Source organism: uncultured Maricaulis sp., from assembly GCF_963976135.1.
Classification (GTDB): domain Bacteria; phylum Pseudomonadota; class Alphaproteobacteria; order Caulobacterales; family Maricaulaceae; genus Maricaulis.
Window position 1 is genome coordinate 20,675 of sequence record NZ_CAXBKN010000015.1, and the last position, 20,967, is coordinate 41,641.

A 20,967-nucleotide genomic window follows, 5' to 3' on the forward strand; every position below is an offset into this window, starting at 1 on the left:
GGCGCGCAGGAAGGCGTTGGTTGAGTATTGTAGGAGAAGGCATGAGGCAGCCGCTATCGCTCCAGGTGAGGACCCGGCTGAAGCCCTATGCTGTCGCGCTGGCCGGATTCAGCCTGGCGTCCAATCTGCTCTTGCTGGTCTCCCCGCTCTATATGCTGCAGGTCTATGACCGGGTGCTTGGCTCCGGCTCGACTGACACATTGATCTGGCTGACGGCGCTCGCCGTGATGCTGCTCGGCGTCTATGGCGCGTCGGAAGCGGCGCGGCGGCGGATTTGCGCTCTGGCCGGGATCGAGTTCGAGAATTTCCTCGTCCCCAAGATTTTCGCGAAATTCGAGGCTGGCACCGGCGGCGCACCGGCGCTGTCCCAGGATCTGGCCCTGGCGGGCCGTATCCAGGGGGCCTTGCAGGCTGGCACAATCCTGCCCTTTGCGGATCTGCCATTCGCGCCGATCTTTCTGGCCGCGCTCTTCATGGTCCATCCGCTGCTCGGCGGTTTGGGCCTGATCGGCGCTGCGATCGTCTTCGGCGTCGCCGTCGCTGCCGAGATGACGACGCGGGATGCGAGCAAATATTCCCAGACGGCGCTGAGCGGTGCCAATGAAATGGCCGCCGGTCTGGAACGACAGCGCTCGGCCATGGTTGCAATGGGGCTTGTGCAGGCTGCGTTCGGCAAATGGAAAGCGGCCAAGCGTGCCGGTCAGGATTTCTCTCTGCAGGCCGCCAAGGCGGACGGCAAGTTCACGGCGATCTCGCGGGCGGCGCGGCAGGTCTTGCAGATTTTCATCCTCGGCGCGGGGGCTGCCCTGGCACTGACCCAGGATATTTCGCCCGGTTCGATCGTGGCTTCTTCCATCATCCTGGCGCGGGCCCTGGGCCCGATTGACCAGATCGTTGGCGGCTGGCGCAGCAATGTCCTGGCCTGGCGTGCCTGGACGCAATTGCAGGACCGGCTGGACGAGATCGATGAAGACGCGCGGTTTACGCCGCTGCCACGTCCGGCATCCGAACTGGCCCTCGAACGCTTTTCCGTGGTGGTGCCGGGCGCAAAGGAACCCCTGATTCATCCCTTCAGCTATACGGCAAAGGGCGGCCAGATCATCGCCCTTGCCGGTGCCAATGGCGCAGGCAAGACGACCTTGCTTCAGACCCTGTCGGGCGCCTGGCTGCCAGGCTCCGGCGCGGCCAGGCTTGGTGGGCGGACATTGCACGAATGGGTGAGCGCCGACCGGGGACGTTATGTCGGCTATGTGCCGCAGGATGTTGAACTTCTGCCCGCGACGATTGCCGAGAATATCGACCGCCTGGCCGCAGCCGGGCCGGATGCTGTCATCCAGGCGGCAAAGACGGCAGGGGCCCATGAAATGATTGTGGCCTTGCCGGATGGCTATGACACCAGGGTCGGCCCGGGCGGGGCGCATTTGTCGGCCGGCCAGCGACAGATGATCGGATTGGCACGTGCACTGTTCGGCGACCCGGTCCTGCTATTGCTCGACGAGCCCACCGCCAATCTGGACGCTGCAGCGGCGCCGCTCTTGATCAAGGCCCTGGTCGAGGCCGCCGCCCGCGGCGCCATCGTGCTGGCCTCCAGCCATGACCGGCGTCTGATCGAGCGTGCCAATACAGTCATGTTGCTGCGCAATGGCTCCATCCTGGCGGCGACCGCTGAACAATATCTCAAGCTGGCGACCGGGCCGGGGGCAACCATTCCCGGCAGCCAGGGAGCCGTTGGATGACCGCCGCCATGGCCAGTCCGATGACGGATCCCTTTATCCGCAATGCGGCCCTGATCTGCCTGCTGGGTCTTGGCGGATTTCTTGCCTGGGCCGGCCTGGTGCCGCTGGCAGAGGGCGTGCCGGCGTCCGGCCAGATTGTGGTCGAGAATAGCCGCCAGGTTGTCCAGCATCTGGAGGGCGGCATTATTCACGAACTCCTGGTGCGCGATGGCGACCGGGTCGAGGCCGGACAGCAATTATTGTCGCTCCAGGAAACGGCCTCGCTGTCAGTGCGTGATGAAATCATGCAGGATATCGCCTCCCTGACCGGCTCCCTGCAACGCCTTGTTGCCTTGCGCGATGGTCTGGAAACGCCCGACTTCTCGGCGCTTGATGCGATGTCGCTGGGCGATACCGAACGAGCCGAAGTTCTCGAACGCCAGCTTGATCTTTTCCGTCAGCAACGCCAGGCCTTCGATGCCGATATCGCCGTCCTCACGGCACGCCGGGATGGCGCCCAGTCTTCGCGCACGCTCCAGGCCCGGCAGGTCGCCCTGACCCAGCGCGTGCTGGAGGCGGCGCAGGCGCAACTGGAATTGCTGCGCAACCGGGTCGAGCGCCAGATGGCCCGTCTGGATGAATTGCGGGCGATGGAACGCGATGTCGCCTCGCTGGAGGCCGAGATCAGCCGGTTGCGCACTGAAGCCCAGGCGGCGGCCAATCTCGAACAGGATCTCGAGGGTCAGATCGCGCAGGCCGAGGCCACTTTCGCCCGCCAGGTCTCGACCGAACAGCTCGAGGTGCGCACCCAGCTGCAGCAGGCCGAGGAAAGGCTCAATTCGGCGCAGGATATCCTCAACCGGTCGGTGATCACGGCGCCGGTCTCGGGTGAAATTCTCAATCTGCGTTTCTCCACGCGCGGCGGTGTCGTGCGGCCGGGTGAAGCGATCCTCGAAATCGTGCCGGAGGTTGGCGAAGTGACGGCTTCGGTGCGCATCCGTCCGGCGCAACGCGCAGCGGTCTATGCAGGGCAGGCGGTGCGCACGCGGATGAGCGCTTTCAAAAGCTGGATGACACCGCAGCTCGACGGCACGGTCGTCAGCGTCAGCGCCGATCTCAAAACCGATGAGGCCAGCGGCGTGTCCTATTACGAGGTCCGCGTGACCGTGCCGGCCTCGGAACTGGCAAAACTGGGAGATCGTGAGATCATCCCGGGCATGCCAGTCGAAGTGTTCATTTTTTCAGGACGAAGCCGCACGACGCTCGACTATCTCTTCGAGCCGATCGGTGAATCGCTCTTCCGCGGCGCGCGGTCGGGATGAGGATGGTGCGATGACAGCATTCAAACGGATTTCCCTGGCCGGCTCGGCCCTGTGCGCGCTTGTCCTGGCGGGGCCGGCATATGGGCAGGAGGCACCGGTCCGATGTCTGGGCTTCACCGACGGGCTGGCCCTGGCGGCGGCGCGTGCGCCGGAAGTCGATGGTGCCCGGGCCCGCGAAGCCGAGGCGCGCGCCGATTTGCGCGAGGCCCGGTCCCTGATGCGGCCGCAGGTTTCCACCTTCGGGCGCTCCGGGGTTGGTGATAGTGGTCTGACGGGTAGTCAGATCGACAATCAGCTTGGCGTCCGCGTGTCGCAGCGCGTGTTCGATTTCGGCGATAGCCGCCTGGCCCGCGAAGCGGCCCAGGGCGGGGTTGATCAGCGCGAATTCGATACCCTCGAACAGCAGAACCAGGCGGCCTACGCCTTCGCGGACGCCTATCTCACCCGGCTAGAAGCTGAAGCCATGATCGGCGTGATCGCGCAAAGGCGGGCTTACTTTGTGCGGCAGCACGAGGCCATCGAGGCCCTGCTGCGACGCGGTGGCGCCACCCGGGCCGACAATGCCCAGATTGTCGCGCAACTCGCTTCGGCCGAGGCCGAGGCGCTCGAGCTTCGGTTTACGGTCGATCGTGCGGCGACCCGCATTCGCGAATATTCGGGCCAGTCGGCCGAGCCCTGTGCCCCGGACGCGGCGCGCGCGGCACTCGATGCCCAATTGGCGGGGCTCGGCAATGTTGATGATGTGGTTGCAGCCGCCCTGGCGGCGCATCCCCGGATCGGGGCCCAGCGCAGCACGATCCGCTCACTTGAAGCGCAGCGCGACCGGCAGGCGCGCTCCCGCCTGCCCGTGGTCGAGATGGTGGGGATTGTGTCCTATGTCTATGACGACACCAGCGAGGACTGGGATACGCGCGACCGGGTCGGGGTCGATGTCTCGGTTCCCCTCTATACCGGGTCTGCGCTGGGGGCGCGAAATGATCGCGCCCGGGCGCGGCTCTCCCAGGAGGAGAGCGGGCTTCGCACCTTGCAACGCAATCTCGGCGAAGAGGCAGAGGTCGCCTTCCGCCGCACCCTCTCCCTGGAAGCCCAGTTGATGCGCCGTGAGGCCGTGGCGGAAAGCCAGCTGGACTATTTTGAGGCTATCTCCGGGGAGTTCGAATTGGGGCTTGGTACCTTGCCGGTCCTGATCGATGCCCGCCTGGACTATGAAGAGGCCGCGCTGGACGTCGTCGCAACGCGCTTTTCCCTGTTGCGGCAAAAGCTGGACCTGATGCGATTGACCGCGCGCATGCCCCGATATGCCGACTGAGGTGCGGGCCGGATTGGCCCGCCGCAATTCATGCCTTCATCAAGTCAGCCGACCGCTTTTCGGTCCCGGCACGGAAGCTTTCTCTGGACGCCGCACGCCTCCAGAGTTTAGCCTTCAATTCACGTGATCGCGGACATGATGGTTCGCCGAGACTTGGCGTGAAAATTTAGTAGTGCAATCACAGCAGGCACCGCCGCCATGCCAGGGTATCGTGGCGCAAATGGCCTGCACAATGGCAGCATTGCCAGCTACCCGGGGGAGAATGTCATGACCGATCAAAACTGGACCCACACCGATTCCGGCCAGGGGCCTGCGGATGGTCTCACACGTCGCGAGACGAAGCCGGATACAGCGCGCGCGCGCAATCAGATCGCGGCTGCGGCACTGGCGACGGCCGGCGCGGTCCTGATGGCGGGCGGCGCCAATGCCCAGAACGCTGCCGGCGCGCCGGAGGGCTTCCAGGCTGCCTCGGATATCGCCAATGTTTCCAGCATCCACGTCCAGGCCGATGGCTCGGTCCAGATCGTGATGGCGGATGGGCAGACCATCATTATAGCCGCCTCCGATGTGGTGGTTCAGGACGGAATTGTCTATCTGTCTGCGGGTTCGGTCGATGCGGCCCTGGAAGCCGCTCTGCCGGCAGCGGGTGGTGGCGGTGCCGCGCTGGGTGCCCTGGGCGCGCTCGTCATCGGTGGCGGGCTGGCAGCCGGCGGCGGCGGCGGGGGCTCGTCCTCATCGCCAGCACCGACCCCGACACCGAATACAAATCCGCCGGTTTTCACCTCATCTGCATCGGCTTCGGTTGACGAGAACTCGACGGGGACGGTTTACACGGCCACGGCGACGGACGCCGATGGCAATACGCTCAGCTATTCGATTATTGGCGGTGCAGACGCGGCAGATTTTTCGATCAATGCCTCGACCGGTGCCGTCAGCTTTGTCGGGACGCCCGATTTTGAAAATCCGGACGACGCCAATACCGACAATGCCTATGAAGTGACGATCCGCGCATCGGATGGCGTCAATACGACCGATCAGACCGTGACGATCACCGTCGATAATGTCGATGAGGCACCGGTGTTTTCATCGGGGGCCACCGCCAGCGTGGCGGAAAACCAGACCGCCGCCTATACGGCCGCGGCCGCTGATGATGAAGGCACGGCGCTGACCTATTCGCTGTCGGGAACGGATGCTGCGCTTTTCTCGATCGATGCCGCAACCGGCGCGGTTACATTCAAAACCGCGCCTGATCACGAAAATCCAGCCGATGCCGGCGGCGATAATGTCTATGATATCATCGTCACCGCTTCGGACGGCACGAATAGCACGGATCAGGCTGTCGCCATCACCGTCACCGACCAGAACGACAATGCGCCGGTTTTCACCTCCGCTTCCAGCTTCACGGTGGCGGAGAACCAGTCATCCGCCTTCACCGCCATTGCGACCGATGCCGATGCCAATTCGACGCTCACCTATTCGCTGTCCGGGACCGATGCGGCCGACTTCAAGATTGATGCAGCAACCGGTGTGGTGACCTTCGTCCGGCCGCCTGACTATGAAAGCCCTGGCGGCCAGTCCTTTGATGTTGTGGTGACGGCGTCCGATGGTGTGAATTCCACCAGTCAGCCTGTGTCGATCAGCGTCACCAACGTCAATGAAGCACCGGTCTTCACATCCGGCAGCACGGCGAGCGTCCAGGAAAACCAGACGGCGGCCTATACCGCAGCCGCGAGTGATCCCGATCTGACCAACCCGACCTATTCGCTGGCTGGCGGCGCCGATGCCGCCCTGTTCAATATCAATGCGACAACCGGTGAGGTGACCTTCAAGACCGCCCCGGATTTTGAAGCGCCCGGCGATGCCGGCGGCAATAATGTCTATGACATTGTGGTGCGGGCTTCCGACGGCACCAATAATGTCGACCAGGCGGTCGCCATAACGGTCACGAATCTCAATGATAATGCGCCCGTATTCAGCTCGGGCGCGACCGCGTCTGTGCCCGAAGGCACGCTGACGGCCTATGACGCCGATGCGAGCGATGCCGATGCGGCGGATACGATCGCCTACACGATATCGGGCGCCGATGCCGCCTTGTTCAATATCGACAGCTCGACGGGCGTGGTGACCTTCAAGGTTGCGCCTGACTTCGAAGCGCCCGCTGATGCGGGCGGCAATAATGTCTATGACATTACGGTCACCGCTTCGGATGGGGTCAATTCTGTCGACCAGGCTGTGGCAATCACTGTCACGGACACCAGTGAAAACGCCCCGGTCTTCACGTCTTCGGATAATGCATCCGTGCCGGAAAACAGCACGGCAGCCTATACCGCCAGCGCGACCGATTCCGATCTCGATACGATCACCTATTCGCTCGTCGGGGGGAATGATGTCTCCCTGTTCGCGATCGATTCGAGCTCGGGTGTGGTGACCTTCGTGAACGCCCCTGACCACGAAAACCCTGAGGATGGCGGCGCCGACAACCAGTATGAAATCGTGGTGCGCGCCTCGGATGGGGTCAATAATACCGATCAAGTGGTCATGATCACGGTCGAGGACCTCAATGATAATGCTCCCGTCTTCACCTCGTCCGGGACCAATCAGGTCGCGGAAAACCAGACATCCGCCTATATCGCGAATGCGTCGGACGCCGATGCGACTTCAACCGTAACCTATTCCATCTCCGGTGCGGACGCGGCCCTGTTCACCATCCATCCCGATGGTGGAAACGTCACTTTCCTGACCGCTCCTGATTTTGAAGCCCCTGCGGATGCTGGCGGTGACAACGTCTATGATTTCGTGGTCACGGCTTCGGACGGCACCCATACAACTGATCTGGCCGTCGCGGTCACGGTCACCGATCTCGCCGAAACCAACGACCTGCCGGCGGATGTGACCACGCCTGCCACCCTGGCGCTGGGCGGCACATTCTCCAATGAGCTGGAAGTGGTCGGCGACCGGGACTGGATCGCCGTCGAGCTCGTGGCGGGGCAACGCTATGCGATTTCGCTGAACGGCACTGGTGCCAGCCCGCTGAGCGATCCGCTCGTCCGTCTCTATGACGCGGCCGGTGACCTGGTCGCCGAAAATGATGATGGTGGCCCGGGCCTCAATTCACTTCTGACTTACACGGTGGCCACGACGGGCACGTATTACGTGGAGGCGGCTGCCTGGGATGACACTGTTGCCGGGAGTTATACGGTCGGACTGGAGACGGCCCCGCCGCTTGAGGAATTCAGCAATGACCAGATCGCGGAATTCCTGCGTTCCGGATATTGGGTCGGAAATGGCAGCCAGCCGCGCCAGTGGAGCGCGACCGATGGTGGCACCATCACGGTGACGCTTGGCGGCCTGACCGCCGATGGGCAGACCCTGGCCCGCGCGGCGCTGACGCTCTGGTCGGACCTGACCGGGATCACCTTCTCCGAAGTCGGGATCGGCGGCCAGATGGTGTTCGACGATGATGAGGAAGGCGCGTTCGCTTCGGTCGTGACGTCCGGCGGCATCATCCAGTCTGCCGAAGTGAATGTCTCCACCGAATGGATCGACACCTATGGCACCAATATCAACGGCTATGCCTTCCAGACTTATGTCCATGAAATCGGGCATGCGCTCGGACTTGGCCATGCCGGACCCTATAATGGATCCGCCGACTATGCCGTTGATGCCGCTTATCTCAACGATTCCTGGCAAGCGACGGTGATGTCGTATTTCAGCCAGTCTGAAAACACCTTTGTCGACGCCTCCTACGCCTTTGTGGTCTCGCCACAAATGGCCGATGTGCTCGCGATCCAGAACATGTATGGGCTGGCGGCGAATATTCGCGGCGGCGATACGGTTTACGGCTTCAATTCGACGGCCGGAAACGCGATTTACGAGGCCACATCCTTCACCACGGTCACGACCTACACCATCGTCGATACCGGCGGCACGGACACGATGGATTATTCGGGTTCCGCAGCCAATCAGACGCTCGATTTGCGCGCCGAGTCCTATTCGAGCCTGCAGGGCGGACGGGGCAATGTCGGCATTGCACGCGGAACGGTGATCGAGAATGCAATTGGCGGCACCGGAAATGACACCCTGATCGGCAATGATGCCGACAATATCCTCACCGGCAATGCCGGCGCTGACCGCTTCTATGCCAGCGGCGGAACGGACGTTTATGACGGTGGCAGCGGTATTGATACGGTGTTCTTCTCCGGGCTGCAGAGCCAGTATTCGATCACGACAAATGGCTCCGGAAACACCGTTGTCACTGATCTGCGCGTCGGCTCGCCGGATGGGGTGACGGAGCTGATCAGCATTGAGACGATTGAGTATGGCACCGCGACACCGTCAGCGCTGCTCATCCCGCTCGACAAGCTCGACGATGTCGATCTGGTCCATGATGGATTGAGCGGTGTGAACTGGGCCGGCCTGTTGCAGGCCGGCGCCGGGGCTGACGGCAATTTCCGCGGCTTCGTCCCGAATGCGGGTTGGGGCATGGACAGCCTGCCGCTCTTCGTCGAGGCCGGAGCCTTGCCGGGCGCGGTGATGCGACCGCTTGATCCTGCGGATGCGGGAACGCCGATGGCCGTTGTCGGCCTGTCCGGGCACGCCGACAAGGGATCGGATATTCCCGTCATGGATGCGCTTCATCCGGCAGAGAAAGCCGGCGGGCATCATGATGTCATGCCGGATCTCAGCCCCGAGGAGCTGGCACAGGTTCAGCTGATTGATGGCCAGGCCGGCGGTTTTGGCGTGTTGATCACCGACGCGAACAATGTCGATCTGACGGTTGAAGCACCGCAGGAGGGCGGAGTCTTTGCCGATCTGGTTGATTTCCGTCTGCCGGATGTGAGCTGGGGCGATAATGGCATGCTGGTTCTCAATGATGACCAGGGCGCATCGGTCTCCGTCATCAGCCAGGCCTCCACGGCCGGGCCGGACGCCATGCCCGTGGCGGACCACGACGCGCTGCCCTTCGACGCTCAGGCCGACGATGTCCAGCTGCTCGATTCGATCGAAGGCTGGGCTTGATCCCGACGGCATGATGGATCGTGACGGGGAGCGGGTTCATCCGCTCCCTGCCGCGCCATTCTGGCCGTTCAGGGCTCACGGGCAGGGGGCGGGATCGGCCGTCCAGGGTGACGCTGCGCGAACTCTGGGTTTTTTCGCGGCGCTAACTCTGGGCTTTCGAGGTTCGGGCATTGCCGCGCTTGGCAAACTCGTCGCGGTAGAAGCGGAACAGGGTGTAGCTTGTCATTGCTGCGCCATAGGCGAGAAATCCGGCGAACAGGCACAATAGCCCCCAAGTGACCAGCCGGTACACGATATCCATAATCCCCTACGCCCCACGCACACACTACAACTGACGAACATATTCTCGCAAATACGCGGATTTAGCAAGTTTTGGTTGCGTCTGGCGGCCGGGGTGCAGCGAGTGCGTGCGCGACGCCTTGGTTCAGGGCACGCCGATAATCAGGCTGTGATATCCCGAAGGCGCGCGAGATCGCATCGCAATTCATCACTGAATAGACGGGCCGGCGGGCGGGGCCTGGAAACTCATCCGAGCCGATTTGCTCGACCTTGACCGCGGTTTCGCCAAAGGCCGTCGCCGCGTCAAAGATATCGGCGGCGAACTCGGCCCAGCTTCTCGATGTGTCGCCGCAGAAGTGGAAGAGCCCACTCACGTCCCGGGCATCAGCCATCTGCTCCGCAATCGCGATAATGGCTGCCGCAATATCCGCCGCTGAGGTCGGGCAGGTGCGCTGATCATGCACAACCCGGACCCGATCCTGTCGGGTTCCGAGTCTGAGCATGGTGCGCAGGAAATTCTGGCCGCCGCCCGAGAAGACTGCAGAAGTCCGCAGGATCACATGCCGTGCGCCGCTAAGCCGGATCGCTTCGTCGCCTTCCAGCTTGCTGCGGCCATAGACCGAGAGCGGATGGCCGGGATCCGTCTCGAGATAGGGCGCCTCCTTCTTCCCGTCATACACATAGTCTGTCGACAGGTGGATCAGCGGGATATCGGCCTGCGCGCATCGCGCGGCGAGCATGGCCGGCGTACGGGCATTGATCCTGTGCGCGAGCTCGGGTTCGGATTCCGCGCGATTGACATCGGTATAGGCCGCCGCATTGACCAGAACGCTGCCCGCCGGCGCAGCCAGCAAGATGGGGTCGAGGACGCGCGCGATGTCACCGGGCTCCGCCAGGTCGATTTCGGGGCGCGCCAGATGCCTGACCGCATGCCCGCTTGCGGCCGCAGCGGATGATGTCGCTGCGGCGACCTGGCCGAGGCGTCCGAGGATGATAATCTCCGCGGTCATCCCTTCGCGCCGAGGCCGAGCCGCTCCAGCCGGTCATCGCCGCCGAGCCGGGTGAGGGCAGCGCGGCACCAGTCCGCATGATCGAGATACCAGCCGACGGTCTGTGCCAGGCCCTCGGCAAGGGTGAAGCGAGGCGACCAGCCCAGCTCGCCCTGCAGTTTTGCGGCGTCGATTGCATATCGGAAATCATGCCCCGGGCGATCGGTCACGAAGGTGATCTGGTCACTGGACGCGCCGGTGCGGGGGTGCTGCCGGTCGAGTTCCGTACACAATAGCCTGACCAGTTCGAGATTGCTGCATTCGGCATCGCCGCCGACATTATAGGTCTCGCCAATCCGGCCCCGTTCGAGAATGGCCAGCAGGGCATCGGCATGGTCCTCGACATGCAGCCAGTCGCGGACATTCGCGCCGCGTCCATAGACCGGTATCGGCGCGCCCTTGAGCGCGGACAGGATCACAACCGGGATCAGCTTTTCAGGAAATTGCCGCGGCCCGTAATTATTCGAGCAATTCGAGATGATGGTGGGCAGCGCATAGGTCGAATGCCAGGCGCGCACCATCATGTCGGCCGAGGCCTTGCTGGCCGCATAGGGCGAGTTGGGCCGATAAGGGCTTTCCTCGCTGAACCGGCCCGTCGCTCCGAGCGAGCCATAAACCTCATCAGTCGAGATGTGATGGAAGCGGAAGGCCGCCGCGCGGTCCGCTGCCAGCCGCCGGTAGTATTCGGTGCTGGCCTGCAGCAATTGCGCGGTGCCACCGACATTGGTGTCGACGAAAACCTGCGGACCATCGATCGAGCGATCGACATGCGATTCCGCAGCCAGATGCATCACCGCATCCGGCTGGTGTTGTGCAAAGACCCGTGCCAGCGCCGCGCTGTCGCGAATATCGGCGTGTTCGAACTGATAGGCGGAGTCATTTCGGACGGCGTCCAGACTGGCAGGATTGGCCGCATAGGTCAGGGCATCGAGATTGACGACTTCGTGGCCACGGCCGAGCGCTGTGAGAACCAGTGTGGAGCCGATAAAACCGCTGCCGCCGGTAATGAGTAGTTTCACGCCATACTCCTTCCCGCCCTATTCGCCGAACCGGAAAGGCGTGTCGAACTCGGCCCAGGATATCCCGTTCGCATCCTTTTCTGAAAGCGTCGCTGTGCTGCGGTCGATTCCCCAGTCGATGCCCAGTTCAGGATCGTCCCAGCGCAGACTCGCATCCAGCCCGGGGGCATAGTCATTATCGACCTTGTACTGCACGACGCTATCGGCATCCAGCGTGACAAAGCCATGCAGGCAACCGCGTGGCACGAAAATCTGTGCCCCGTTTTCGGCAGACAATTCCGACTTGATATATTGCCCAAATGCCGGCGATCCGCGGCGGGCATCGACGACCACGTCAAGCACCCGGCCCTGGACAACGCGGACCAGCTTGGCCTGTTCGGCGGGCGGGTTCTGGAAGTGCAGGCCGCGCACCGTGCCGGCTGCGGCCGACCAGGATTGGTTGTCCTGTGAAAAGTCCGCGTCGATACCCAGGCTCGCCAGATCGTCCCGGTTATAGGTGACGGAAAAATAACCCCGGTGGTCGCCATGGCGCGGCGGGGTGATTTGAATCACTCCGGGAATGGCGAGGCGTTCAATCTGCATGTCGGCGCTCCGTATCAACAGGGGATATGCGCAGGTTTGCCGGGCAACTCAAGTCTGGCCGGGCAGGAACCGGCGTCACGCGGTTTCCAGACCGTGTGAGGTCTTGTATGCGTGTATCAGCCCATATGGGGTGAGAGCTGTAACTGACTGGGGTGTAACGTGAAAGGAATTGTGCTTGCAGGAGGCAGCGGGACCCGGCTGTGGCCGTTGACGCTTTGCACGTCCAAACAATTACTGCCCGTCTACGACAAGCCGATGATCTATTATCCGCTGTCGGTTTTGATGCTGGCCGGAATTCGGGACATTCTCATCATCACGACGCCGGATGACCAGGAGCGCTTCCGCCAATTGCTGGGCGATGGCTCGCGTTTCGGGGTACGGCTGAGCTATGTTGCACAGCCCAGCCCGCAGGGGCTGGCGCAGGCTTTCCTGCTCGACGAGGACTTCATTGGCGACGGACCGGTCACCCTGATCCTCGGTGACAATATGTTTTACGGTCACGGGTTTGACGAAATCGTTCGCGGGGCGGCGAGCCCGACCTCGGGAGCAACGATTTTCACCTATCATGTCAACAAGCCACAACGCTATGGCGTCGTCGTGCTGGATGCTGACGGCAAGCCGATCGCGATTGACGAAAAGCCGGAGGAGCCCCGCTCCAACCTCGCTGTCACTGGGCTGTATGTCTACGATAATGACGTCGTCGAGATCGCACGCTCGATACGGCCGTCGGCGCGCGGCGAGCTCGAGATCACCGATGTCAATCGCGCCTATATGGAGCGCGGGGATCTGCGCGTGCAAAAACTGGGGCGCGGCGTAGCCTGGCTCGACACCGGCACGCCACAGGCCTTGCTGGAGGCGTCGGAATATGTGCGCTCGCTGGAACGGCGCCAGGGGCTGCAAATCGCCTGCCTCGAGGAAATCGGCTACCGAAATGGCTGGATTGACCGCGCGGAGCTGCGCCAGTCAGCTGAACGGTTCGCAAATTCTGATTACGGCAAATACCTGGCCAAACTGTTGGAATCCGAGGCTCGCTGACGACGTGACCGGTCAGCGACGGCTTGAGAATGGGCGTGAGGATTTTGAATGACGACTCTAGTGACGGGCGCTGCAGGATTTGTGGGCTTCCATGCGGTCAATGCCCTGCTCGATCAGGGCGTGGATGTCGTCGGTATCGACAATCTGAACGCCTATTATGACCCGGCACTGAAACAGGCGCGCCTGGCGCATTTGCAGGCGCGGCCCGGGTTCAGCTTTGAGAAGCTGGAATTGGCGGATCATGAGGCGGTTCTGGCCCTCGTTGAACGCGTCCGCCCGGACCGGATTCTGCACCTCGGCGCCCAGGCTGGTGTGCGCTATTCGATCGACCAGCCCTTCGCTTATGCCAATTCAAACCTGCACGGGCATTTGTCCGTGCTGGAGGCCGCCCGCCATCTCGGCGATGATCTGAAACACCTGGTCTATGCCTCCTCGAGCTCGGTTTATGGCGAACGTTCCAGCGTCCCGTTTCGTGAGGACGATGTCACCATGCGACCGGCCTCACTTTACGCCGCCACCAAGCTGGCCGATGAATTGATGAGCTCGGCCTATGCCAGCCTCTACGGAACGGCGGCGACGGGGCTGCGCTTCTTCACCGTTTACGGTCCCTGGGGCCGGCCGGACATGGCTTATTGGCTCTTCTCAGACGCGATGTTCGAGGGGCGGCCGATCAAGGTCTTCAACGGCGGCGAGATGGAGCGGGATTTCACCTATATCGACGACATCATCGCGCCGCTCCTGCGTATTCTCGACGATAGTCCACCGCGCGGGCATCACGAGGTTTACAATATCGGCGGCTCTTCGCCGGTGAAACTAATGGACATGATCTCGAGCCTCGAGGGCGCGCTCGGCATGGCGGCCGAGAAAATCATGTTGCCCATGCAGGCCGGCGATGTCACCCGCACCTATGCCGATACCAGCAAGCTGGAACGCGATTACGGCTTTGAGCAGACGGTCCGCCTGGATGAGGGGCTTGCCCGTTTTGCCGACTGGTATCGCGACTGGCGAAATCGCGAGGCCTAGTTTCCAGCCCCTTCGTTCTTCAGGGCTGTCTCGGCGACCTTGCGTGCTGCGGCACCCAGTTCCGGATCATTCAATGCGAACGAGATGGTCGCGCGCAGATAACCCAGCTTGTCACCGCAATCATAGGATTGCCCCGCATATTCGACGGCATGGAAATCCTGGTGCTGCATCAGGCGCGCCATCGCATCGGTCAGCTGGATTTCACCGCCGGCGCCGGCGGCCTGGTCCTCGAGATATTTGAAGATGCTGCCTTGCAGGATGTAGCGGCCGGTGATCGCGAGATTTGATGGTGCCTTGTCGACCGGTGGCTTCTCGACCATGCCGCGCATGCGGATACGGTTGCCCTGGCGCTCGAGCGGGTCGATCACACCGTATTTGTCGACATCGGCCGGCGCGACCTGTTCGACCGCGATGATATTGCCGCCCGTGTCCTGATAGGCCGCGATCATCTGGGCCAGGCAGCTCGGCTCGGCCCGCACCAGAACGTCGGGCAGCAGGATGGCGAAGGGTTCATCGCCGATAATGTCGCGGGCGCACCAGATGGCGTGACCGAGGCCGAGCGGTGCCTGCTGGCGGACAAAGCTCATCGAGCCTGGCGCCGCGCGCGTCCGGCTCAGGATTTCCAGAATCTCGGTCTTGCCCTTGTCCTGCAGGGTTGCCTCAAGTTCGTAGGAGCGGTCGAAATAATCCTCGATCGCGCCCTTATTGCGCCCGGTGACGAAGACGAAGTGCTCGATCCCGGCGGCGATGGCTTCATCGACGACATACTGGATGGCGGGGCGATCGAAAACCGGGAGCATTTCCTTGGGAATGGATTTGGTGGCTGGCAGGACGCGTGTTCCCAGGCCGGCAACCGGCAGAACGGCTTTGCGGACTCGTTTCATGACAGGCACTCCCCTCGTGTTCTTGGTCAAGGCACGCCTATCGGATCGTTTTGCTGCCGTCCAGCTTACGCATTCACTTCGCGTAAGGGTCGCTGTCCTATATGTTTGGCGCAAACCAGTATTTGGAAGCGCAAATGGGCAAGAAATACTTCGGCACGGATGGCATTCGCGGCCTCACCAATTCCTTCCCGATGACGGCCGAGACCGCGCTGCGGCTCGGCATGGCGGCGGGGCGGCATTTTGTCCGCCATACCGGGCGGCACTCCGTGGTGATCGGCAAGGATACGCGCCTGTCCGGCTATATGATCGAATCCGCCCTGGTCGCCGGCTTCACCTCGGTGGGCATGGATGTCTTCCAGTTTGGCCCGCTGCCCACCCCCGCGGTCGCGCTGATGACGCGGTCATTGCGCGCGGATCTGGGCGTGATGATCACGGCGTCACACAATCCCTATCATGACAATGGCATCAAGCTTTTCGGGCCCGAGGGCAAGAAGCTCGACGATGAAACCGAATTGCAGATCGAGGCGCTGATGGATGGCAGCCTCAGCGAGGAATTGGCGGCGCCGTCCGATCTCGGCCGTGCCAAGCGGATCGATGACGCCCAGGCGCGCTATGTCGAAATCGTCAAATCGACCTTCCCGCGTAATCAGAGCCTGTCGAGCCTGCGCCTGGTGATCGATTGCGCCAATGGCGCTGGCTACAAGGTGGCTCCGACGGCGCTGTGGGAACTCGGCGCCGATGTGATCCCGATCGGGGTTGAGCCCAATGGCTTCAACGTCAATGAGGATTGCGGTTCGACCGCCCCGGGCCGGCTGGCCAAGGAAGTCGTCAAATACCGCGCCGATCTCGGTATCGCGCTCGATGGTGATGGCGACCGCCTCATCCTGTGCGACGAGAAGGGCCGGGTCATTGATGGCGACCAGATCCTCGCCATGCTGGCGCGTCACTGGCACAAGACCGGCGAGCTGGCCAAACCGGCCATCGTCGCGACAGTGATGTCCAATCTCGGTCTTGAACGTTTTCTCGAAGGCGAGGGGATTGCGCTCGAACGCACCCAGGTCGGTGACCGTTATGTTTCCGAACGCATGAAGGAAACCGGCATCAATCTCGGCGGTGAAGCGTCGGGCCATATCGTGATGCCTGATTTCGCCCCGACGGGCGATGGTCTGATCGCGGCGCTGCAGGTGCTGCGGGTATTGGTGGATTCAGGCGAGCCGGCCAGTTCGGTCTTCCGGGTTTTCAAACCCGCGCCGCAATTGCTGGAAAATGTTCGCGTCACCAAGGGCAAGGCCCTGCTCACCGACGACAATGTTCGCGCTGCCATCGCCGAGGCCGAACGGCGTATGGGCACGAGCGGGCGTCTGCTCGTACGCGCCTCCGGCACCGAACCGGTGATCCGTGTGATGGCTGAGGGTGAGATGAAGCTGATCCGCAGCGTCGTGGATGATGTGCGTTCGGCTATCGAACGGGCGGCCGCCTAGTGCTTGCAGCCGCGAAACCGGACCGGGGCCAGATCGTCGAGTTGCAATATCTGCGGGCGCTGGCTGTCCTGCTCGTCGTCATCGGCCATACCCATCAGACCGAGGGACGCCTGCTGGGTGACCAGCTTCTCGGCGGTTTTGCCTATTTCGGCTTTAGCGGCGTCGACGTCTTTTTCGTGATTTCCGGTTTCATCATCCACCATATCTATGGCGGTCTGTCGGGCCTGCGGCCGCGCTTCTTTCTCGCGCGCCTGAACCGGATTTTCCCGCTCTACTGGGTCTATACCGCGATTGCGGTCGCCGGTTACATGCTGGTATTTGGTGATGGTCCCGGTACGGCGCTGCGCGAGAAGGACTGGCTGGCCTCGCTGACCCTCTTCCCGGTCGGTTATCCCCCCATTCTCCCGGTGGGCTGGACACTGACCCATGAGCTGTATTTCTACCTCGTCTACGCCCTCTTCCTCATCCTGCCGGTGCGCTTTCGTCCCTGGGCGGTGCTGGTCTGGTCCGGATTGACCCTGGCTGGCTTGCTCGGTCTTGCGGAGGGCAGGGCCCCCTGGATCGGCCTGGTGATCAGCCCGTTCAACCTGCTCTTCCTCGCCGGCGCCCTGATCGCGCAATTTTCCGATCGCCTGCTGGCGATGGGCCGCATCGCCCTGCTACTTGCCCTTGCCGGCGCTGCGCTCGGTCTTGGCTGGACGGCGGTCTATGGCCTTGAGGGACTGGAGAATCCGGCGATCCGCGTACCAGTCTTCGCGCCCTTTGCGATTGGAGTTGTCTGGGCGGCACTGGCCTGGCGGCCGCGCTTGCCGGCCCTCGCCGCCCGGATCGGGGACTGGTCCTATGCCTGTTATCTCGGGCATATCCTGGTGCTTGATGTGTTGGCACGCCTTCTGGCGCCATGGCTCGGCGGCAGCGTGTTTGCCAGCCCGGTCTATTACAGCCTCGCCATTGCGGGCACGCTGCTGCTGGCCTGGCTGACCCACTGGCTGATCGAGCAGCCACTTCTGCGCCTCGGGAAAACCGCGATTGCCAGGCTCGTTCCGACACCGGCACCTACCTCTGCCGGCGACAGCTAGACGTGCCGGATTGCGGGCGGCAGGCCGGGGTCTGCCATTCCGGCTGAGCAGGCATATTTCGAGCCAGGCACCCACATTCCGCCCATGCCGGGACATTTCCAGCGGCAATCAACCCTTGCACCAGCTTGCCGCCCAAGCGATACCGGTCCCATTCACAGCAGGAGTAGGTCGACATGCGCGTTGCGATGATCGGTACGGGATATGTGGGCCTGGTTTCCGGTGCCTGTTTTGCCGATTTTGGCCATGAGGTCATTTGCGTCGACAAGAATGCCGAGAAGGTCGAGACCCTCCAGTCCGGCGGCATTCCGATCTATGAGCCCGGCCTCGATCTTCTGGTCCAGCGCAATGTTCGCGAGGGGCGATTGAGCTTCACCCAGGATCTCACCGAAGCCGTTCGCGAGGCCGATGCGGTCTTCATCGCCGTCGGCACGCCGAGCCGTCGCGGCGATGGTTTTGCCGATCTCAGCTATGTCTACGCTGCCGCCCGCGAAATCGCCGAAGTCATGAATGGCTATACTGTCATCGTCACCAAATCGACCGTCCCGGTCGGAACTGGCGATGAAGTCGAGCGTATCGTGCGCGAAACCCGGCCCGACGCCGATTTTGCTGTCGTCTCCAATCCGGAATTCCTGCGTGAAGGCGCGGCGATCGATGATTTCAAACATCCCGACCGTGTCGTCGTCGGTACCGATGACGAGCGGGCCCGTACGGTCATGCATGACATCTATCGCCCGCTTTTCCTCAATGAGACGCCGATCGTCTTCACCTCCCGGCGTACGTCGGAACTGATCAAATATGCCGCCAATGCATTCCTGGCGATGAAGATCACTTTCATCAATGAAATGGCAGATCTGTGCGACGCCGTTGGCGCCAATGTCCAGGAAGTCGCCCGCGGCGTTGGCCTCGATAACCGGATCGGCGGCAAATTCCTGCATGCGGGGCCGGGCTATGGCGGCTCCTGCTTTCCCAAGGATACACTCGCCCTGACGCGGACAGCCCAGGAGGCCGGCGCGCCGCTGCGCCTGATCGAAACCGTTGTCGACGTCAATGATGCCCGCAAACGCGCAATGGCAAAGAAGATCATTGATGCCTGCGGCGGTGATGTCGCTGGCAAGACGATCGCCATTCTCGGGCTGACCTTCAAGCCGAATACCGACGATATGCGCGACGCGCCCAGCCTGGAAATCATCCCGGCACTGCAAAAGGCTGGGGCAAGGGTGAAGGCTTTCGACCCGGCCGGGACTCTTGAGGCGGAAAAACTGCTCTCCAATGTTGAATTCGTCTCGGGGCCCTATTTTTGCGCTGAAAATGCTGATGTGCTGGCGATCATCACCGAATGGAATGAATTCCGCGCGCTTGATCTGGAACGGATCAAAGCCGCGATGCGGACGCCGGTCATCGTCGATCTCCGCAATATCTATTCCCCCGACGAAATGCTCGCGGCCGGCTTCGCCTATACCAGTGTGGGCCGCCCGGAGGGTTGATGCGAAACCCTTTGCGGCGGCCGGGCTGCCGTGCGCAAATTCGACGGCTTCAGATGCCCGATCCGAGTGTCCGAACTTGCATGGACAGCATCATGCAGTAGTTAGGTGCTGCGACGTTACACATGGATGTACAGCATGACCCAGATTCCCAAAGCGAGCCTGAAGCCGAACACATCGGCCTTTGAAAATGAACCCTTGATCAAACCGACCGGGTTTCGCGAGTATGATGCGCGCTGGTGGTTCGGGCATCCGGGCTCCGATGTCGCCCCCGATCTCAATCTCTATGGCGTGCAGGCGCTGGGGCTCGGCCTCGGTACGCTGATCCACGAACTTGGCGTCACGCCGAAAATCGCGGTCGGGCATGATTTCCGCAGCTATTCGCTGAGCGTCAAACAGGCACTGGAAGTCGGCCTGATGGATGCGGGGATCGAAGTTCATGATATCGGGCTGGCGCTGTCACCGACGGCTTATTTCGCGCAGTTCGATCTTGATGTGCCTTGCGTCGCGATGGTCACGGCGAGCCATAATTCCAATGGCTGGACCGGGGTCAAAATGGGCGCGGAGCGGCCCTTGACCTTTGGGCCAGACGAGATGTCACGGCTCAAGGAAATCGTGCTTGGCGGGCATGGGATATCACGTGCCGGCGGCGGCTATGTCCGCCAGGCCGGCGTCGCTGAACGCTATCTCGCCGACGTCTCGGACGGGGTCAAGATCTCCCGCCCGCTCAAGGTCGTCGCGGCCTGCGGCAATGGCACGGCCGGCGCTTTTGCGCCGCAAGCCCTGCGGGCAATGGGCGTCGAGGTTGTTGAGCTCGATTGCGAGCTTGATCACAGCTTTCCGCGCTACAACCCCAATCCTGAAGATATGAAAATGCTGCACGCGATCCGCGATGCCGTGCTCGAACACAAGGCCGATGTCGGTCTCGGTTTCGACGGCGATGGCGATCGTTGCGGTGTCGTTGACAATGAGGGCGAGGAAATCTTCGCCGACAAGATCGGCCTGATGCTGGCGCGCGATCTGGCACCGCTCTACCCCAATTCGACCTTCGTGGTGGATGTCAAATCGACCGGTCTGTTCGCGATCGATCCGGTGCTGGCGGAGCACGGCTGCAAGACCGATTATTTCAAGACCGGGCATTCCTACATCAAGCGCCGTTCACGTGAGCTGGGCGCCCTGGCCGGGTTCGAAAAGTCCGGACATTTTTTCCTGCAGCCCCCGATCGGCCGCGGCTATGATGACGGCCTGGTCGCGGCGCGCGCCATTCTGGAAATGCTGGACCGCAACCCGCAGAGCAGTATGGCCGATCTGCGCCGGGCGCTGCCGATCAGCTATGGCTCGCCGACCATGTCGCCAGCCTGTGCCGACGAAGTGAAATATGATGTCGTCGGGCGCATTGTCGCCGATGTCCAGGCGCGCAGCGCCGCCGGGGCGAAAATAGCCGGCCGGGCGATCCAGGATGTGAACACGGTCAATGGCGTGCGCTTCACACTCGAGGGCGGAGCCTGGGGCCTGATGCGCGCCTCGTCCAACACGCCAAATCTGGTTGTTGTCGTGGAAAGCCCGGAATCGGGCGAGGATGTGGTAGCGATCTTCCGCGAGATCGAAGCGATCATGGCGCAATACCCTGAAGTCGGCCCCTTCGATCAGAAGCTGTGACGACGGGTTTGCCGCTGGCCGCGGCGCCGAC

General features: G+C 62.3%; 15 protein-coding genes. 10 read left to right on the forward strand and 5 right to left on the reverse strand.

Going from position 1 to position 20,967, the window contains the following annotated elements:
• The first annotated feature begins 41 nt into the window (after positions 1-41).
• The 4 genes from AAC023_RS03550 to AAC023_RS03565 all read left to right on the forward strand — a co-directional run bounded on the left by AAC023_RS03550 (position 42) and on the right by AAC023_RS03565 (position 9,365).
• Positions 42-1,736 carry an ATP-binding cassette domain-containing protein gene (locus AAC023_RS03550; RefSeq protein WP_339738190.1) on the forward strand — a complete coding sequence of 565 codons (1,695 nt, stop codon included), beginning with the start codon at positions 42-44 and terminating at the stop codon, positions 1,734-1,736.
• Positions 1,733-3,037, forward strand: a complete 1,305-nt coding sequence (locus AAC023_RS03555; RefSeq protein WP_339738192.1) for an HlyD family type I secretion periplasmic adaptor subunit — start codon at positions 1,733-1,735, stop codon at positions 3,035-3,037. Before AAC023_RS03550 ends, AAC023_RS03555 begins: the two co-directional genes overlap by 4 nt.
• A 10-nt stretch (positions 3,038-3,047) precedes the next feature.
• A complete protein-coding gene (locus tag AAC023_RS03560) occupies positions 3,048-4,346 on the forward strand; it encodes a TolC family protein (protein WP_339738194.1) in 1,299 nt (432 codons plus the stop codon).
• 267 nt (positions 4,347-4,613) lie between these two features.
• A complete protein-coding gene (locus AAC023_RS03565; RefSeq protein ID WP_339738196.1) occupies positions 4,614-9,365 on the forward strand; it encodes a cadherin domain-containing protein in 4,752 nt (1,583 codons plus the stop codon).
• A 142-nt stretch (positions 9,366-9,507) separates the two neighbouring features.
• Here AAC023_RS03565 and AAC023_RS03570 read toward each other — a convergent pair whose 3' ends face one another.
• From AAC023_RS03570 to rfbC, 4 genes are all read right to left on the reverse strand, one after another.
• Entirely contained in the window at positions 9,508-9,666 is a 159-nt protein-coding gene (locus tag AAC023_RS03570; protein WP_339738198.1) for a hypothetical protein, read from the reverse strand.
• A gap of 61 nt (positions 9,667-9,727) precedes the next feature.
• A complete protein-coding gene (gene rfbD / locus AAC023_RS03575) occupies positions 9,728-10,654 on the reverse strand; it encodes a dTDP-4-dehydrorhamnose reductase (protein WP_339738200.1) in 927 nt (308 codons plus the stop codon).
• Entirely contained in the window at positions 10,651-11,712 is a 1,062-nt protein-coding gene (gene rfbB, locus AAC023_RS03580; RefSeq protein WP_339738202.1) for a dTDP-glucose 4,6-dehydratase, read from the reverse strand. The genes rfbD and rfbB overlap by 4 nt, the downstream gene beginning before the upstream one ends.
• A gap of 18 nt (positions 11,713-11,730) precedes the next feature.
• Positions 11,731-12,294, reverse strand: a complete 564-nt coding sequence (gene rfbC / locus AAC023_RS03585) for a dTDP-4-dehydrorhamnose 3,5-epimerase (RefSeq protein WP_339738204.1) — start codon at positions 12,292-12,294, stop codon at positions 11,731-11,733.
• Positions 12,295-12,453: 159 nt separating this feature from the next.
• Between rfbC and rfbA the strand changes: the two genes are divergently transcribed.
• Together rfbA and AAC023_RS03595 are read left to right on the forward strand one after the other, a co-directional pair.
• Positions 12,454-13,329, forward strand: a complete 876-nt coding sequence (rfbA, locus tag AAC023_RS03590; protein WP_339738206.1) for a glucose-1-phosphate thymidylyltransferase RfbA — start codon at positions 12,454-12,456, stop codon at positions 13,327-13,329.
• A gap of 48 nt (positions 13,330-13,377) precedes the next feature.
• Positions 13,378-14,352 (forward strand): NAD-dependent epimerase/dehydratase family protein, encoded by a 975-nt coding sequence (locus AAC023_RS03595; protein ID WP_339738208.1) that lies wholly within the window; start codon positions 13,378-13,380, stop codon positions 14,350-14,352.
• On the opposite strand, the gene galU is transcribed toward AAC023_RS03595, so the two are convergent.
• The gene (galU, locus tag AAC023_RS03600) at positions 14,349-15,236 is read right to left on the reverse strand and encodes a UTP--glucose-1-phosphate uridylyltransferase GalU (protein WP_339738210.1); all 888 of its coding nucleotides are present in this window, start codon (positions 15,234-15,236) and stop codon (positions 14,349-14,351) included. The genes AAC023_RS03595 and galU overlap by 4 nt on opposite strands.
• A 134-nt stretch (positions 15,237-15,370) precedes the next feature.
• Here galU and glmM point away from each other — a divergent pair, with 134 nt between their 5' ends.
• The 4 genes from glmM (at position 15,371) to AAC023_RS03620 (ending at position 20,936) form a co-directional block, all read left to right on the forward strand.
• Positions 15,371-16,717, forward strand: a complete 1,347-nt coding sequence (glmM, locus tag AAC023_RS03605) for a phosphoglucosamine mutase (RefSeq protein WP_339738212.1) — start codon at positions 15,371-15,373, stop codon at positions 16,715-16,717.
• Complete coding sequence (locus AAC023_RS03610; RefSeq protein ID WP_339738214.1) at positions 16,717-17,796, forward strand: acyltransferase; 1,080 nt, start codon at positions 16,717-16,719, stop codon at positions 17,794-17,796. Before glmM ends, AAC023_RS03610 begins: the two co-directional genes overlap by 1 nt.
• 173 nt (positions 17,797-17,969) lie before the next feature.
• Positions 17,970-19,280: a UDP-glucose/GDP-mannose dehydrogenase family protein gene (locus tag AAC023_RS03615; protein WP_339738216.1), complete on the forward strand. Its 1,311-nt coding sequence runs from the start codon at positions 17,970-17,972 to the stop codon at positions 19,278-19,280.
• Between the two features lie 135 nt (positions 19,281-19,415).
• Positions 19,416-20,936, forward strand: coding sequence for a phosphomannomutase/phosphoglucomutase (locus tag AAC023_RS03620; RefSeq protein ID WP_339738218.1), 1,521 nt, complete (start codon positions 19,416-19,418; stop codon positions 20,934-20,936).
• The last annotated feature ends 31 nt before the right edge of the window (positions 20,937-20,967 follow it).